Annotated in this window: 16 protein-coding genes and 1 pseudogene; 15 read left to right on the forward strand and 2 right to left on the reverse strand. The window is 40.6% G+C overall.

The annotated features are described in order from the left end of the window. Nucleotides 1-150 precede the first annotated feature (150 nt). A pseudogene (locus NQ488_04360) lies at nt 151-593 on the reverse strand (MerR family transcriptional regulator). A gap of 174 nt (nt 594-767) precedes the next feature. On the opposite strand from NQ488_04360, the gene NQ488_04365 reads away from it, so the two are divergent. From NQ488_04365 to NQ488_04405, 9 genes are all read left to right on the forward strand, one after another. Beyond that, nucleotides 768-2,429 (forward strand): methyl-accepting chemotaxis protein, encoded by a 1,662-nt coding sequence (locus NQ488_04365; protein ID UWN96542.1) that lies wholly within the window; start codon nt 768-770, stop codon nt 2,427-2,429. Nucleotides 2,430-2,852: 423 nt separating this feature from the next. Continuing rightward, nucleotides 2,853-3,869, forward strand: coding sequence for a ParM/StbA family protein (locus NQ488_04370; protein ID UWN96543.1), 1,017 nt, complete (start codon nt 2,853-2,855; stop codon nt 3,867-3,869). A 10-nt stretch (nt 3,870-3,879) separates the two neighbouring features. Next, a complete protein-coding gene (locus NQ488_04375) occupies nt 3,880-4,377 on the forward strand; it encodes a hypothetical protein (GenBank protein UWN96544.1) in 498 nt (165 codons plus the stop codon). 318 nt (nt 4,378-4,695) lie between these two features. Further along, entirely contained in the window at nt 4,696-5,649 is a 954-nt protein-coding gene (locus NQ488_04380) for an ORF6N domain-containing protein (protein UWN96545.1), read from the forward strand. 889 nt (nt 5,650-6,538) lie between these two features. Then, nucleotides 6,539-6,895 (forward strand): plasmid mobilization relaxosome protein MobC, encoded by a 357-nt coding sequence (locus NQ488_04385; protein UWN96546.1) that lies wholly within the window; start codon nt 6,539-6,541, stop codon nt 6,893-6,895. Continuing rightward, entirely contained in the window at nt 6,896-8,467 is a 1,572-nt protein-coding gene (locus NQ488_04390) for a relaxase/mobilization nuclease domain-containing protein (protein UWN96547.1), read from the forward strand. Nucleotides 8,468-8,560: 93 nt separating this feature from the next. Further along, entirely contained in the window at nt 8,561-9,124 is a 564-nt protein-coding gene (locus tag NQ488_04395; protein ID UWN96548.1) for a ParA family protein, read from the forward strand. Continuing rightward, a complete protein-coding gene (locus tag NQ488_04400) occupies nt 9,102-9,269 on the forward strand; it encodes a hypothetical protein (GenBank protein ID UWN96549.1) in 168 nt (55 codons plus the stop codon). Before NQ488_04395 ends, NQ488_04400 begins: the two co-directional genes overlap by 23 nt. A gap of 216 nt (nt 9,270-9,485) precedes the next feature. Further along, complete coding sequence (locus NQ488_04405; protein ID UWN96550.1) at nt 9,486-10,001, forward strand: hypothetical protein; 516 nt, start codon at nt 9,486-9,488, stop codon at nt 9,999-10,001. Nucleotides 10,002-10,025: 24 nt separating this feature from the next. On the opposite strand, the gene NQ488_04410 is transcribed toward NQ488_04405, so the two are convergent. Next, the gene (locus tag NQ488_04410; protein UWN96551.1) at nt 10,026-12,434 is read right to left on the reverse strand and encodes an ATP-binding protein; all 2,409 of its coding nucleotides are present in this window, start codon (nt 12,432-12,434) and stop codon (nt 10,026-10,028) included. A gap of 545 nt (nt 12,435-12,979) precedes the next feature. Here NQ488_04410 and NQ488_04415 point away from each other — a divergent pair. The 6 genes from NQ488_04415 (at nt 12,980) to NQ488_04440 (ending at nt 16,163) form a co-directional block, all read left to right on the forward strand. Next, a complete protein-coding gene (locus NQ488_04415) occupies nt 12,980-13,171 on the forward strand; it encodes a helix-turn-helix domain-containing protein (GenBank protein UWN96552.1) in 192 nt (63 codons plus the stop codon). 129 nt (nt 13,172-13,300) lie between these two features. Then, complete coding sequence (locus NQ488_04420; GenBank protein ID UWN96553.1) at nt 13,301-14,440, forward strand: site-specific integrase; 1,140 nt, start codon at nt 13,301-13,303, stop codon at nt 14,438-14,440. An 83-nt stretch (nt 14,441-14,523) separates the two neighbouring features. Continuing rightward, nucleotides 14,524-15,204 (forward strand): orotate phosphoribosyltransferase, encoded by a 681-nt coding sequence (gene pyrE, locus NQ488_04425; GenBank protein UWN96554.1) that lies wholly within the window; start codon nt 14,524-14,526, stop codon nt 15,202-15,204. A 14-nt stretch (nt 15,205-15,218) separates the two neighbouring features. Next, complete coding sequence (locus tag NQ488_04430) at nt 15,219-15,371, forward strand: hypothetical protein (protein ID UWN96555.1); 153 nt, start codon at nt 15,219-15,221, stop codon at nt 15,369-15,371. A gap of 29 nt (nt 15,372-15,400) precedes the next feature. After that, nucleotides 15,401-15,847, forward strand: coding sequence for a VanZ family protein (locus NQ488_04435; protein ID UWN96556.1), 447 nt, complete (start codon nt 15,401-15,403; stop codon nt 15,845-15,847). 1 nt (nt 15,848) lies between these two features. After that, nucleotides 15,849-16,163, forward strand: a complete 315-nt coding sequence (locus NQ488_04440) for a DUF6142 family protein (GenBank protein ID UWN96557.1) — start codon at nt 15,849-15,851, stop codon at nt 16,161-16,163. Nucleotides 16,164-16,168: the final 5 nt, after the last annotated feature.

Consider the following 16,168-nt stretch of genomic DNA (forward strand, 5'->3'; position numbering starts at 1 on the left):
CTTTTTGTGGGCTGTCTTTTCTTCTTGCCATAAAAATAACCTCCAAACTGAGTAATTTTATCTTACATCAGTTTGGAGGTTTACACAAACTTTGGGATACTCCCAGTGACAGCGAACTTTTTTCAATGGTTCGCCGTTGTTGGCTATTATTTATCTACATCCGCGCCATTTGTCATATAGCTCTTGTATATTTTTTGGAAGCTTGTCAGGTAACATGGCATTTATAGCATCTTCGTTACCATCTTTCGTTGCTGTTTTATAATACCAGCACTTAAACTTTAAGAGGGAGAGAGTTTTTTGAAGCTCCTGGATTTCAGTTTCAACAGCTGATTTTCTGGCTTCAAATAATGCTTTCCTTTTTTCATAGCTGGAGCTGCCTTCAGATACCAAGAAAAAAATTGCTTTATATCTTTAATCTCAAGACCGGATTTCTTCAGACATTCAATAATACGAAGTGCTTCTAATTCATTATCGCTGAAATAACGGATATTTCCCTTGCGTTCCAGATTAGGGAAAAAGCCTTCCTTGTCATAATACCTTAATGTAGAAACAGGAAGACCAAACATTGCAGAGACCTGACCGATTGTATACATAAAAAACCTTCTTTCAAAATACACTTGACCTAAAGTTAGCATTAGATTGTGTGATGTTTATATCATTCGCCAGTCCCAAAATGCTCGTCCTAAAACATACTTAGCCTTGCGCACAATATCCAATAAGTGTTAAAATATACTTTATAAATAATATATATAAGGAGAGTAAAAATTATGAAGAGTAAAAAGAAGAAGTACAGATATGGAATTAAGGAAAAGACACTGTCATTTATTTTATTCCCGTGTATAATGATTGCGCTGTTCTCATGCATTTACACCGGATACAGCCAGTATAATACGATTGAGGATGAGATAGGCACGGAGTTAAAGACAGCGGCATATGGTGCACGTATAATAAGTGAAAGTCTTGGAATGAATGCTGATGAGATGAAGTCTCAGATAGATACATATGCAGATGAAACTGACACAGAGATTACCATATTTAATGGCGATGTAAGAACTGTGACATCTATAGATAATGCGCTTAACACAAAGATGGATGCACATATAGAAGAACAGCTTATAAAAACAAAAGCAAATCTCTATGTGAAAGATGCTCTGGTAAATGGTGAAGAATATTTTGGATACTATATTCCGTTTGTGCAGAATAATGAATTACGTGGAGCAGCATTTTCAGGAATTCCCAAGGCAAAGGCACAGAGCATTATAATTAAGAAGGTAGTTGCCATGGTAATCAGCATAGTGATTATTATGGCAGTATTTGTAACGATTGCTGTTTTACAGATAGGCCGGATACTTAAGAAGCTTACAGTTGCCTCAGATTATGCAGAATCGCTGGATGAAAATGACCTATGTGTTGAATATGATAATAAGATAAAGAATGATGTCGATGAGTATACCGAGATTGCTAATATCCTTTACAGGGCAATTAATAAGTTACGCGATTTGATAACGAATATAAATACATCTTCACAGAGTTCTTTAAATATATCTTCAGAGCTGAGCCGGAACTCACAGAATCTCAGCCGTACAACGACTGAAATTGCCAACGTAATAAGTAATGTTACAGAAGGTGCGCAGAATCAGGCTGATGAGACGCAGAAGGTTGCAGAATCTATACAGAACATGGGTAAAGATATAGAAATAATCGTAGATAATGGGGACAAATTGTCTGAAGCAGCACAGAATATGTCAGCAGCACAGAATAAAGTAGTTGATACTATGTCTGTACTGCATAGTACGAACCAGACGATAATGAATGATGTAACAGAAGTTAATAATCAGATAGAAATAACCAACAATAGTATCAAATCAATATATTCTGCATTAAGTATTATTCAAGACATTGCAGAGCAGACGAACCTGTTATCCCTTAATGCGTCAATAGAGGCTGCAAGAGCAGGAGAGGCAGGTAAAGGCTTTGCGGTTGTTGCAAGTGAGATAAAGCAGCTTGCAGACCAGAGTTCTACCAACAGCTCTGAGATTGAATGCAGTCTTCAGGCGTTAATTGAGAACTATAAGCTCATCATTGATAAGATGGAGAATACAACAGCTAATATTGGCGAACAGAATGATAAGTTACGTGAGACAGAGTCTGATTTTGAGACATTAAACAGCGGTATTGCAGAGACTACAACTCAGATAAAAGAGATTAATGATATAGTTTCGGATATTAACAATCAGCGGGAAGTAATTAATGAAGCTGTTCTTAACCTGTCGGCTATTTCTGAAGAGAATGCCGCAAGCAGCCAGGAGGTTATGGCAAGCGTAGAAGAGCTTAACAGTATAGTATCGATTGTTGATGATAAGGCATCTGAACTTGAGAAGATGAATAAGGAGCTGAACGAACTGGTAGCGGTGTTCAGGATTGACTGATAAGCGTGCATGGGTGGCACTGGTGGTTGCACTTGAGGTTCAAATACACATTGAAACCAATAAATTTTTGTGGTAAAATGTGAACGATATTTGGAAGCTTTTATAATTTACATAAAAAATAACAATAACGGCACAAAGCCACATAAACAGGAGGTTCTAGGATATAATGGAAGCATATAAAAGTGAATTTATAGATTTCCTACCTGCTCCTTTATCTTAACCCTTGTGAATGCCCTCAAATGCTTGATTTTACAGGCTTTGAGGGCATTTTTAATTTGAGAGGAAACTATCGTAACTTATCATAAAATGGTGTAATTTGATGAAAAAAGTGTGTAGTAAAGTGTGTAGTAATTCGTAGGAAGGATACGCTAAATATCAAGAGTGGCAGTTGATTCGTCCATGTGTTTGTAGAGATACAGATGCATGGACTTTTTTATTTTGGTTACCGGCACAGATGCCGGAGAAAGAGAGGATTATATGACAGAGAAGATTAGAGAATACAGTATGAACGGAGCACTGATTATCGGTGTGGATAATGGCTACGGAAATATGAAAACAGCCAGAAGATGCTTTAAGACAGCAATTGCAAAGTATGACAGCGCACCTGTGTTAAGCAGAGATTATATCGAGTACGATGGTGGATATTATGTCATTGGAGAGGGAAGAAAGGGTTTTGTGGCAGATAAGCAGACTGATGACGACAATTATATGCTGACACTTGCGGCTATTGTAAAGGAACTGGAAGCAAGAGGAATGACAGACTCTGTAAACAGGGCAAGGATTCATCTTGCAGTTGGGCTTCCTCTGAAATGGGTGCAGGCACAGAGGGAGGACTTTAAGAGATATATGCTTAGAAACAGCAGTGTGGAGGTCGGCTATAAGGACAGACTTTATTGTATTGAGTTTGCAGGATGTACGGTTATGCCGCAGTGTTACTCGGCAGTGACAGAGAATCTGAAGGATTTTGCAGGTGTAACGCTTCTTGCAGATATTGGAAACGGTACCATGAATCTGATGTATCTGAATAACGGTAGACCAATGGAAAGCAAGGCATGGACCGAGAAGCTTGGTGTGTTCCAGTGCTTTCAGAAGATTCACAATATGGTGCAGGACAAAACGGGAGACAATCTTATGGATGATGTAATTGATAATATTCTCCGTAGCGGAAAGATTGAACTGCCGGATCCCCATGCATCACTCGTGGAAAAGGCTATTTGTGACTATGTGGAGGAGATTTTTCAGAAGCTTCGTGACCATGAATATAATGAGAAGCTGATGAAGGTTTACTTCATGGGTGGCGGAGCAAGGCTGGTTGAAAATTTCGGCGAGTACAATCCTGAAAATACAGTCTTTAACAATGATATCCGTGCTAATGCAAAGGGCTATGAGTATTACTGCTATATGCTTTTAAGACATCAGGAAAGAGCAGGCAGAAGGTAGGTGAGGCAATATGACAAAGCACTACAGGAATCACAACATCCGTTTCAATATGACGGATGAGGGAGGCGTGCAGGCGTGGGAACGCCTGCATTCCGCTGAAGTGGAACAGGACTTTAAGTCGCAGAATGCTTTTGTGGTGGCTGCGATTAATGATTATTATGAAAGGCATCTTGCCAAGAAAAACGATCCATATCTGGAGAGTCGGGAAAAGGAAGATGCCTTTGCAGACAGACTGGTGCAGACTGTGGAGCAGAAGCTTCTTTCAAATCTTCCGGCACTTGCAGCCATGTATCAGATGCAACAGCAGGCATTTTTTCAGGCGGGACTGCAGGCTGGTGGGATAATGCCTTATCCGTATCAGCAGGGAAATCCGGGAGCTGAGGCATCGGTGGGGGTAAAGCTAGTTACGGAACCGATACAGGGCAGTGAACAACCGATAGAAGTTGTAAAGCAAGAACTGTCGGAGCCAGAAGAGAATGAGTTTCTGGATTACTCGTTTGGTGTGTAAATTATGGATTCGTGTTGATTTTCAATTGATAAAAGAAGAAGTGGCATGATATAATTAACCACACAATGAGTGTGTGAGATAAAGGTTCAGATACCACTTCGAACGGTGGAAGAGTGGGAAGCGGGTCGAAGAAAGCCTCCTGAGTATATTCCACGGTTGAAAAAGTATCAGATTATGTATGAACAGCAATTTGGGAAGCAAAACAAGAAGGAACACGATGATACTGTTTGAGGTCACAGTTTGTGACCTCAGAATGAGTACACAGATTGTAGACTTGAAGTCGCAATTTGCGACTTCAAAAATGGATTGGAGGATTCGATGGCAAAAGATAATAGTGAATTGATTGACGTAAATTCAGATGTAAAGGATAGGGTTATGGAAGTGAGTCATATTCAGAGTCTTATATATGTTATTAGAGGAAAACAGGTAATGCTCGATAGTGACTTGGCAATTTTGTATCAAGTTGAAACAAAAACTTTTAATCAGGCTGTAAAAAGAAATATTGAAAGATTTCCTGAGAATTTCAGGTTTCAACTAAAAAAGGAAGAGTACGACTCTTTGAGGTCACAATTTGTGACCTCAAAAGAAGGGAGAGGTGGAAGAAGATATCTGCCATATGTTTTTACAGAACAAGGTATTGCAATGCTTTCTGCGGTGCTGAGGAGTGATATTGCAATACAAGTCAGTATCAGGATAATGGAAACATTTGTTGAAATGCGTAAATATATGGCAAACACGTCACTTTTGTATGATCGCATGAATGCAATAGAAGAAAGACAGATAACTTATCAAAATGAAACAAATGAGAAATTTGATAAAGTATTTGCATATATTTCTGACCACGAAGAATCACAGCAGAAAATCTTTTTTGATGGACAGATATATGATGCGTTTAGCTTACTGATAGATCTGGTAGCTAGTGCAACGAAAAGTCTTGTATTGGTCGATAATTATGTCGATGTGGGAACTTTAAATATTCTGTCCAAGAAGAAAGAGAATGTATCGGTAACGATTTACACAGTTAGAAAAACCAGATTGTCAGAAAAAGATATTGAAACTTTCAATCAACAGTATCCCAAACTTGAAGTGAACTACACAGGTGTATTTCATGACAGGTTTTTAATCATTGATGACAAAAAAGCGTATCACATTGGTGCATCATTAAAAGATGCAGGAAAGAAATGTTTTGCTATAAGCTTATTAAACGATTCTGGTGTGATATATGATATTTTACAGAGGCTGGATATAGAAACAGAAGAAAACGAATCATAAAGAGGGATAATGACTTGGGGTGGGTAACACCCAAGTCCCCCCCAAGTCACCCCCCCAAGTCTAACAGACTGATATTACAGAAAGAATTCTATTGTTTTGTAATGAGGGTAGAAGCAAGAAGGATATAGCCGATGATAATCAATTCAATTATCCAAGTAAACATCGGCTACATTCCCGGGTACAATTGCAGTAAAGACAGAAAGACACACCATCCCCTTTGTAGATGGTGTGTCTTTCTGTCTGGGGGTCTCGGGGGCGTAGCCCATGAGCAGGTAGCACCGATGGCGCAGACAATGAGGCGGAAATAAAATCAGGGTACCGGAGGGGACCCTGATTTTATTTTTGACGAGTTGGCAAGCCAGCGGTACTACCTGCCTATATCATCCCCACCACATCGGAAAGGGAATAGAAGATTTCAATAAGTAGTAGAGATGTGAAAAAAAGCAGTCCGAAGCGGTAAGCGAAGGGCTGCTTTTGTCTGTCTGACGGAGTCTTTTTTCCGTCAGGCTGACCTGTGGGGATGATGTGCCCTGCTGACGAAGCATCGCTTACACAAAGGCTACGAAGAAATACCAAGACGGATGCAGATGATAGCGGTTCTTATGGACAGTATAGCTATAACAGATACAGTTTAGACAACATCTGCAACCAAATGGCTACAAAGCAGAGCAACAGTAGAACCACAACAGGGGCATGACACTGCAATTTACCGGTGCAGACCACAATTTCTATTAGTATGTAGCCATAATCCGGTGCAATCGTAGCCAAAACACAATAACTGAAAATACCAAAAAATGAAGCCATGAAACAATTGGAAGAAAAGGCAGCAATGCCAATTCAACCAATGAGTTTTGTGGCTTTTTTTACAGATAAAAAGAAGGAGGACACTATGGGGAAACGAACAAGAGACGAGGTAATCTATTCTCGTGTGGATTACCGTGTAAAACAGGAATTTGAATCACAGATGAAGGAGAGCGGATATAAGACTTCCGCTGATTTCATCGACTATCTGCTCCGGGGCAACAAGGGCAGGCAGATTGACGGGACAACATTAAAGCAGTTTATGGAGGTCATGAATGAGGTCTGCTACGAACTGAAAAAGCAGGGAGTCAATATCAACCAGCTGGCAAGGAATATCAATGCCTATCCGGATTTGATATCCATGACAGCATTTGAACCGTTCCAGAGAGTATTCCGGCGGTTGGAAGACTCAGTATTAAAACTATATGAAAAGGTGGTGAGTTAGATGGCAGTATATGGAAATGTCAATGTAAAATATGCTCCATGCAAGTCTGTGGCACAGCTTCACAGTGCTGCAGATTATATTCTGGGGAAGAAGAAGGAACAGCTAAGTTCCAGTGTTATCAAGACAAAGTCGGAGTTATATAATGCTTTTGGCTGCAATCGGGATAACTTTGCAAACAGTGTCCTTATGACAAGGAAAATGCATCAGAAGAAGTATAGCCGGTTCTTCCCGCGGGACATTCTGGCACAGAAGCTATCAATATCCTTTCATCCGGAGGACAATGATAAGCTGACTTATGCAGAGGCTTACAAGATGGCAGAGGACTTTGCTCGTGAGTTCTTCTGGAAAAAGGGATTTGAGGTATTGTTTGCGGTTCATGTGGATACGGAGCATGTTCACGTGCATTTTCTGGTAAATAACTGTAATCAGAAGGATGGTTCTTCCTTTCGGAGAGGTCCGAAGGAGCTGGTGGAAATGTCGGAATATTTTGGAGAACAGTGCAGGAGCCGGGGCTTGACACACTCTGTCCGTGACAGCTTCTACAATCCGGATAAGACCAGGGAGGAACGCACCTTAGCGGAAAATCATATGCAGAAAAGGGGAAAACTTTCTTTCAAGGATGAAATGCGTGTGTATATCAGACTTGCCATGAATGATCCGACCACGCAGAACATTCATGATGTGGTGAATATGTTAGAAAGAACCTATCATATGAATGTAAGGCTGAAAGGTAATACCATTAGCTATGCCCTTCCCTATCGTAGCAGTAATGGAGGCAAGGTAAAGGCAGTACGAGGCAGTAAGCTTGGTAAGCGATTCACGGTTGCAGGCATCAGGGAGTATATGAAACAGAAGGAAAAAGAGGATTGGTTTGATTATCCAAGGCAGGAGCAGGACATCGAGCATTCCAGTCAGTCCATGAAGGATTATCCCAGATGGGAAGAGGATGAGGAGGAAGTGAAGGAGTCTGCTTCTAAGGCTAAAAAGCAGATACCAACACAGGAGTCACAGCCGACCAGAAAACCGGATGTTTCTGTATATGAGGCATATGACGAGTTTCAGGAAAAACATGAGATACCGGAGAATGACGAGTCTTTCTTTTATGGTGCTGCATTTGATGACTTCAATAAAGAGTGGCAGGGACTTGATGCAGGCGCAGGCTCGGTAAGTACTGAGTTTGGCACAACAAATAACTCAACCGACGCAGAACCATATAATGAGGATGAGTTAGACGAATTACTTGATAACAATTCGTCAACGGTGCCGGTTCAAAATAAGCCGTTTCCATCTCCAGCAGAATACCGCAAGCTCTCTCTGGAAAAACGTGCTAAACTTCTTCCGCCACCTTCTGATGACCGAATTGAAGAACTAAAGAAGTATCAGGACAGAATGGGATATACCGAAGAATCCATGCGGAGTATGCGTTACAAGATGTCTGTATATGATGATTTTACCGAGGAATATGATTATCGTGTGAAATACAACAGAAATCATTCTTCAGAGGAGCAGCTAAAAGCACAAGCGGAACAGCAGATAATCACACCGGTTCGTAGACGTGGGCGTGGCAGATGACAAGGCTTTGATTGCCTTTCAAACTCACTTTCGGTAAGAAAAACTCCATTGCACATAAAATGATTTTGAGCTATAATTTTAATGGATTTTTGTATGAAAGGCGGGTATGATATATTACCAAACATTATGCTGGTAGGAGCAGAGCAAGAGTTATCACAGACGGGAAAAGAACACCGTTTGAAAGAAGCTATTGCCCCCGTAGCGGAAAAGTATGATTATATCATTATAGACACGCCGCCCTCTTTGGGTGTGTTGACCGTAAACGCATTTACGGTGGCAGGTGATATTCTGATACCGACCACAGCGGGCATATTTGCCACAACAGGAATTAACCAGCTTAACGAAACAGTAAGGAGCGTACAGCGGTACTGCAATCCTAATGTAAAGATAACGGGTATTCTGTTTACAAGGTTCAATCCGAGAGCAAACATCAGCAAGCAGATAAAGGAACTTACGGAACAGTTGAGCGAGTACATTTCTGCACCGATATATAAGACCTATATTCGGTCAGCGGTAGCGGTAGAGGAAGCACAGGCAAACAGAACAGATATATTTGAGTATGCGGAGAAGTCCAACGTATCAGAGGACTATAAAGCCTTTATAGAGGAATTTTTGAAAGGAGAGGTAGAGAGTAATGGCAGGAAAGGCAAAATTTGACCAAGAAGCGGCGTTTAAGTCGATTATAGGTGCAGGAGCAAGCGAGGGTTCAGAGAAGCCAGTGGCAAAAGGCAGACCAAAAGCGGAGTGGGAAACAAAGAAGCCCATAAAAAAGCGTGTGAGCATTGGAACGAGGGTGGCTTAGCAAAGGTTTGGATAGATAAGGACGGGTATCTTTGTATCGAATATGAAAGCGGCGAATGGTGGCACTACAACGATAAAGGAGAGTGGTGGTAGATGAAAGTAGGAAAGTATCAGATAGGACGTTTCCATGCGATTATTCGCAAGGAATACGCAGACGGAAGTGTTGACTATTGGCAGGGATATAAGACATTATTAAATGAAGAATGAGGTGAAGAGAATGAATAAGAAACAAAAGAAAATATTTTTTTGTGTTTGTATGATTTTTTTTCTGTTTTTAATTGTTACTATATATTTATTGAAGCAGAAATCACCATATGAATATTTGAAAGAACAAAAAGGAATGACAGCACAAACTACTGCAAATGAATGTTTGGAAGAAATTCGATTCGACAATAAATATATAGTGTTTTTCATAAATGAGAATGGAAATCTATCATGTGCAGTTATGAAGAAGAAGATATTTTCTTATGAAATATTAAGAATTAGTGGAGAACTATCACAGAGCAAGAATAGTAAAAATTATTTATTTAGTTCATACGAAGATAATGGATATAAATGGATTGATTGGGGTGTGATAAATGATAGTGATATTGAATCAGTATTATCTAATGATAACAAGATGAATATTATTGATAATTTGCAGTATTCATTTAGAATATGTTGGATTATTGGAAACGGAGAAGAGAATACGCCACCAGAGCATGAAGAAATAAAAATAGGTAGTTCAATTTGAACTACCTATTTTTTATGGCAATACCTAATGCGTGCTGATTAGTATTTTTTTATATTGCTCCGCAAGCTCTTTCTTTCCCCATCTCATATACAAACTATACAAATAACGAGCAGTACTTTTGGAATAATCATTATCAGGGTTCTCGTTCATAACAGCATGAAAGACGGCATCTGCGTTAAGCAGGTGCTGTTCTGCTATCACAGGCTGAGAACGGGTATAAGCAATGACACCACGATAGAACTCGCACATACCATAATCAAGGTTATTTCTACCCATAACTTCATCAATGGTGGATTCACAGAAATCAATAATTTCCAGAGCAGAATCATATTCCTTATTCTGCACCAGCATGTTAGCAAGTGAGAGTGTCTGCTGCAGGGTATCATTATTCTCTATCAATCCAAGACTGGCATATTCCCTGCGTACTGTGAAAGCTGTCTTGAGTTCTGATACGGCTTCTTCCAGTTTCTTCCGGAACAGATAAGCTGTAGAGAGGTTGTTGTGCAGGTTTGAAAGCAGATTGGCGGAACGGGCATCCGCAGTATTGGTCTTATGGTAATTTTCCATGAGGGCAATCGCCTTTTTATATTTCTTAATGGCATTATCATATTCCTTGCGTGGGAACAGAAGCTGTGCTTTGTAATCTAATAATAATGCTTTGTCACAGGCAGAAATGTGGTTGGTTTCTTGCGTAATATCTGGTGTGCCTGATTTATCTGAATTATACGATTTACTCGTTTCATCCGACTTGCCCGAATCATTCATAAGATTCATCACATATTCTATACGTTCTACCAGCTCCGACAGATAATCGGTATCCAGATATTTGTCAAAGTAAGGGTACATATCCTGTAAGAACAGTAGATAGTAAGCCCTGTTATCTAGGATGATGTGTCTGTTGATGCTTTTCAGACATTCCATGACAGTCACCGGTCTTTTTACATCCAGACCGTGAGCAAGGCAAATCAAATGCAGGTGATTTAACATCACATGGCAGTCTGATACGGTTGGAATGGTCTCTGCGATTGCCACTTCCTGAATGAGAGGATGGAGTGCAATCGTCTTATTTTCGGTATCTTCACTGATAATGCCATAGCGTATCAGCTCATTAACATTTTTGAGAGAATCCAGTTCCAGCCACATTTTGAACGCACTTTTATAAACTCCTGATACCGGCAGGAGTGAGAGGTTACGGAGGATATCAATACTGTCCTCATTTAATCTATTAAGCTTCATCAACATGCGAAGGTGTCCTATCATACTGGCATAGGAGAATTCATCATCCTTGAATACCTCGATTTCTTCCATGTTCTGCCCGATACCGCAGGAACGCAGCTCCTGTAACAATTCTTCCGGTTCCATGCCGCTGGCTTCTAAGGTAAGAGCAGCCATGCAGACAGTCAGGGTATGACAGTTCACTTCTTCTATAATGGCAGACACACTGTCCGGATCACGTTTTGCAGAAGGACAATGCTTGTAGAACAGTTCTGTCAGTTCTTTTTCTTTATCCAATTCCTTTATTTCTATAGAATCATAATTCTTAAGTTTGCATCTGCTGGTAATCAATAGCTGCATATCATTCTTCATCAGTTCCTTTAAGAAGGGTTCGTCCTTTGGAAGCACATTGAAGTTGTCTAGAATCAGCAGTGTATCTGTGTGGAGTCTCTGCATCACCTTATAGTGATTCTGAAAACGGACTTCCTCATTCATTTCTACGGAATCATCTGCAAATGTAAGGTTTGCGATGTCTTTTCTCAAATCACCGGTGTAATACAGATAAATGATATTGGTGTACTTTTTACGGTTCGTCTGTGCATAGGCTTTGGCAACTTCGCTTTTTCCAATGCCTGCCATACCAGTAATGAATAAGACGGATTGATTGGAAAGATGGGATGCGATTGCTTTTATCTCATCCTTTCGTCCAATGAATGCCTGATTGCAGGAGGGAAGCTTATTGCAAAGAATCACTTCCGAAAGGTCGGGAGAATAGAGCGCACCTGTGCTATGGTCATTCAAAATCGCATATCTTACCACAGAGCAGAAAAAGGCTGCATTATCCGGCTCCTGAATCAGTGCATCAGCCATTTCCTGCCCGATGGTTTTTATACTGTCTGTAATCAATTCCTCCATCTGGATTCGAGCCTGTGCTTCGTTCAACAGGTTCGGAATAATCTTATCTCTGAAATCATCCTCCATCGTATCCCATTCATCCTCATCTTCATAAGTCTTTAGGATATCTATAGGAATCGGGCGGGCGCCATTGCACCAGCGGCTGTACATCGTCGTGTCATCTGCGATTAATTCCGAAGCTGTCAGAGTATCATCCAGATATGCAGAGAACAGACTGCGTACAAGCTGGTGCTGCGGGTAGGTTTTCTTTTTATTTTCCAATAATACACCAATCACATTGGCGAAGGTCAGTCTGTTTCTCATCTGTGTGCTCCTTTCAGAGAGGATTTATCAATCCCGCTATCTATCTTATCTGTCTTTCTATATTTTCATTCTTTGAAAAGTTTCTATGTCAAGTCGCGGTCAAGTGACCGTCAATTATTTTATTCTCTATATTTTACTACAATTAACTTACAAAACGTAGCCGGGCGGCATCAGAAATGAAGCAAATCGGCTACAACAATCATAACACAAAACAAACTTATGTTCTACAAGAATATCGAAATGTTTTAACTGTACATTGAAAACTTCATGAGTTGTATTCACAGTCAACGGACTTTGCGATGATACTTAAAGCAATTTAAGCGGAGCAAAGAACAGACACTTCCGTCAAGGGTGGGAGATGATCTCGCGCAGGAGAGGCCCACAGGCAGGTTTCAGTAGTGAGAAATCGGTGCTAAAGAATCCAGACAGTGGATACGTAGAAAACCAAACTAAGAGTACTGGAACAATCTTACTTTAGGAACCGCTTATTGCGGGTAGGAAAGAAGGTGGTTAATGAGAATATTACGAGAGGAGGCAGGACTACCATGAAAACAGAACTTGATACAAGAGCGTTATTAAATGTAAAGGAAATGTGTGAGTACCTTGGTATTGGACAGACGAAAGCAAGAGAATTGCTTTCCAATCCGGCCAATGGTTTCACGGTAAGAATCGGTAACAGACTATATGCTCATAAGGGCAGATTAGACCACTGGTTACTGAATCAGATTCTTTCATAAATAAGAACACGGAGGAGTTTCAAAATGAGAATTCAATTTTTGAAACGGATTGATAATTGTAAGGTTTTATGGTAGAATAGGGACGATATTTGGAATCCTTCCTATTCTACACTTAGGAAGGAGGCATAAATGGGTAAATCCCTTAATGGTAAAGAATTAGGTAAAGGCTTATCACAGAGAAAGGATGGTCTTTATCAGGGAAGATTCGTGAATCGTTTTGGCAAGAAGCAGACGGTTTACGCAAAGACGCTGAATGAGGTAAGACAGAAGCTTAGAAACGAACAGTATGAGGATGAAAAGGCACTCAATGTTGTTGCGAAGGACGTAACGCTTGACGAATGGTATGAAATCTGGATGGATACCTGCAAGAAGAATTGCAGAGACTCCACCAAGGAGACATACGCAGGTCATTATCGCAGAATACAGAAGGCTCTGGGATGGAGAAAACTCACATCCTTGAATTTACTGATTATGCAGCAGGCGATTAACGAACTGGAAACAGACAATGAGCGTAAGAATTCGAAAAAGATACTGGTCGATATGCTGGAGAAAGCAATAGACTCTGATTTACTTATCAAAAATTCTGCTAAGCAGATCAATACTGTGATTTCTAAAGAGGTTAAGAAAGAACGTAGAGTATTAACGGTAGGTGAAACGGAGCTTTTTTTTAGCTATGCGAAGGACACATTCTACTACAATTTATATGTAGTGGCAATCGACACAGGAATGCGTATTGGTGAGTTGATGGGGCTTCAGTGGTCTGATGTAGACTTTGAAAAGAAGGTTGTACACGTCAGACGTTCCTTATGCTATTTCCGCAAGGATGGCAAATATGTCTTTGAATGGCATGATACCAAGACGCATAACAGCAAGCGAACCATTCCCTTAACAACAAGAGCTATGGAAGCTCTGAAAAAACAAAGAGTTCGCGGGCAGGAGATTCTGCTTAAGAACGCACAAACAGCACAGGACGAATACAAGAATCTGGTTTTCGTAACCAGAAACAATCGACCTACACAGCAGTTCATCGTACAGGAATGTATGGATGTAACAACGAGACGAATTCAGAAGGAACACCCGGAATTTGAGAGGTTCTCTCCTCATTGTTTCCGTCACACCTTTGCAACAAGGGCAATCGAGAACGGAATGCAGCCTAAGAGCGTGCAGAAGCTTCTCGGACATGGCTCCTTACAGCTGACAATGGATTTGTATTGTCACGTAACAGATGATACCTTGTTTGACGAGATGAGGAAGATGGAAGCGGTGTAAAGTGTGTAAAAAGTGTGTAGTAAAGCAATTTGAGACAATAATAAAGGCGTGAAAGCCTTATAAACAGGAGGTTTTAAGATAAAATGGAACAGTATAAGCAGGAATTTATAGAATTCATGGTAGAGAGTGATGTGTTAAAGTTTGGAGAGTTTACACTGAAGAGCGGACGTAAGTCTCCGTTTTTTATGAATGCAGGAGCTTATGTTACGGGATCACAGCTTATGAGACTTGGTGAGTATTATGCCAAGGCTATTCATGAGACATATGGCGATGATTTTGATGTGCTTTTCGGACCGGCCTATAAGGGAATTCCTATAAGTGTAGTTACAGCTGTTGCATATAGCAAACTTTACAACAAGGAAGTACGTTACTGCTCAGACCGTAAGGAAGCTAAGGACCATGGTGCTGATAAGGGTAATTTCTTAGGGAGCAGCCTTAAGGACGGCGACAGAGTTGTCATGATTGAGGATGTTACTACTTCAGGTAAGTCAATGGAGGAGACAGTACCTAAGGTAAGAGGTGCTGCTGACGTAGAGATAGTCGGACTTATGGTTTCACTTAACCGTATGGAGAAGGGGCTCGGAGGAGTTAAGAGTGCGCTTGATGAGATTCGCGAGAAGTACGGATTTGAGGCTAATGCGATAGTTACAATGGAAGATGTGGTAGAGCACCTTTATAATCGTCCATGTCAGGGCAGAGTTGTGATTGATGATGAGATTAAGGCTGCAATAGATGCATATTACAGAGAGTATGGTGTACAATAAGGAGCATATATATTATGGATGAGAAGCTTTTTAAGAAGATGAAGTCAGTCGGGGCTGCTAATCTTGTGTGTGGAATAATTGCTATTGTAGCGGGAGTGGCAACGGGTATTGTGCTTATAGTCAATGGAGCCAGACTGCTTGCACATAAGTCAGACAGACTTTTCTGATTCTGTAAATATATATATTGGGAGAGTCTATGAGCAGTAAAAGAGGCAGGAACATTGTTAAGTGGATTATATTCATTGCCTATATTGCTGTTATGGTATATTTTCTGTTTTTTGCGGAATTGCTGGACAGAATGCCTGCTGAGAGTTACAGATACAATCTTGAACCACTAAGAGAGATTAAGCGATTTATTGCCTACAGGGACATAATAGGAACGAAGGCAGTATTGCTTAATCTTTTTGGTAATATTGCAGCATTTGTACCTTTTGGCATGGCACTTATATCCATGAGCAGTAAAAAGCCGGGCTTTATAGCAGCCGTTATTTATTCGGCGGCATTCAGCGCAGCAATAGAACTTGTGCAGCTTATTACACGTGTGGGAAGCTGCGACGTTGATGATATAATTCTTAACACATTGGGCGGTGCTGTCGGATATGTCCTGTATCGCCTGATTAAGATGTGTAAAAACGGTGGTTGAAATGAGATTATTTAAAAGATATAAATTCTCAGATAAGCAGCAGTCATTGGGCGGAACTATTTCAACATTGATGGGGCTTGGAGCATTAGCAATACTGATATATGGGATACGTCTGTCGTTTCTGGTGCAGGGACATGCAGGGGCATATGTCGGAAGTCTGGCATTGTGCAGCCTGCTGTTGTCATGCGTAGGATGCGGTATAGGACTTATCAGTTTCAGGGAAGAGGATAAGTTTTATTCACTTTCTAAGGCCGGCTCACTCCTGTGCGGTATGATTGCAATATTTATGATTGCAGTGCTGCTTATGGGAATATAGTGTTT

The sequence above is a fragment of the [Bacteroides] pectinophilus genome, assembly GCA_025146925.1.
Taxonomy (GTDB): Bacteria; Bacillota; Clostridia; order Lachnospirales; family Lachnospiraceae; genus Bacteroides_F; species Bacteroides_F pectinophilus.

Bases quoted from the DNA above. Each gene is read 5' to 3' on its own strand.
- NQ488_04365 (UWN96542.1), top strand. From the start codon at position 768: ATGAAGAGTAAAAAGAAGAAGTACAGATATGGAATTAAGGAAAAGACA.
- NQ488_04370 (UWN96543.1), top strand. From the start codon at position 2,853: ATGGACTTTTTTATTTTGGTTACCGGCACAGATGCCGGAGAAAGAGAG.
- NQ488_04375 (UWN96544.1), top strand. From the start codon at position 3,880: ATGACAAAGCACTACAGGAATCACAACATCCGTTTCAATATGACGGAT.
- NQ488_04380 (UWN96545.1), top strand. From the start codon at position 4,696: ATGGCAAAAGATAATAGTGAATTGATTGACGTAAATTCAGATGTAAAG.
- NQ488_04385 (UWN96546.1), top strand. From the start codon at position 6,539: ATGGGGAAACGAACAAGAGACGAGGTAATCTATTCTCGTGTGGATTAC.
- NQ488_04390 (UWN96547.1), top strand. From the start codon at position 6,896: ATGGCAGTATATGGAAATGTCAATGTAAAATATGCTCCATGCAAGTCT.
- NQ488_04395 (UWN96548.1), top strand. From the start codon at position 8,561: ATGAAAGGCGGGTATGATATATTACCAAACATTATGCTGGTAGGAGCA.
- NQ488_04400 (UWN96549.1), top strand. From the start codon at position 9,102: ATGGCAGGAAAGGCAAAATTTGACCAAGAAGCGGCGTTTAAGTCGATT.
- NQ488_04405 (UWN96550.1), top strand. From the start codon at position 9,486: ATGAATAAGAAACAAAAGAAAATATTTTTTTGTGTTTGTATGATTTTT.
- NQ488_04410 (UWN96551.1), bottom strand. From the start codon at position 12,434: ATGAGAAACAGACTGACCTTCGCCAATGTGATTGGTGTATTATTGGAA.
- NQ488_04415 (UWN96552.1), top strand. From the start codon at position 12,980: ATGAAAACAGAACTTGATACAAGAGCGTTATTAAATGTAAAGGAAATG.
- NQ488_04420 (UWN96553.1), top strand. From the start codon at position 13,301: ATGGGTAAATCCCTTAATGGTAAAGAATTAGGTAAAGGCTTATCACAG.
- pyrE (UWN96554.1), top strand. From the start codon at position 14,524: ATGGAACAGTATAAGCAGGAATTTATAGAATTCATGGTAGAGAGTGAT.
- NQ488_04430 (UWN96555.1), top strand. From the start codon at position 15,219: ATGGATGAGAAGCTTTTTAAGAAGATGAAGTCAGTCGGGGCTGCTAAT.
- NQ488_04435 (UWN96556.1), top strand. From the start codon at position 15,401: ATGAGCAGTAAAAGAGGCAGGAACATTGTTAAGTGGATTATATTCATT.
- NQ488_04440 (UWN96557.1), top strand. From the start codon at position 15,849: ATGAGATTATTTAAAAGATATAAATTCTCAGATAAGCAGCAGTCATTG.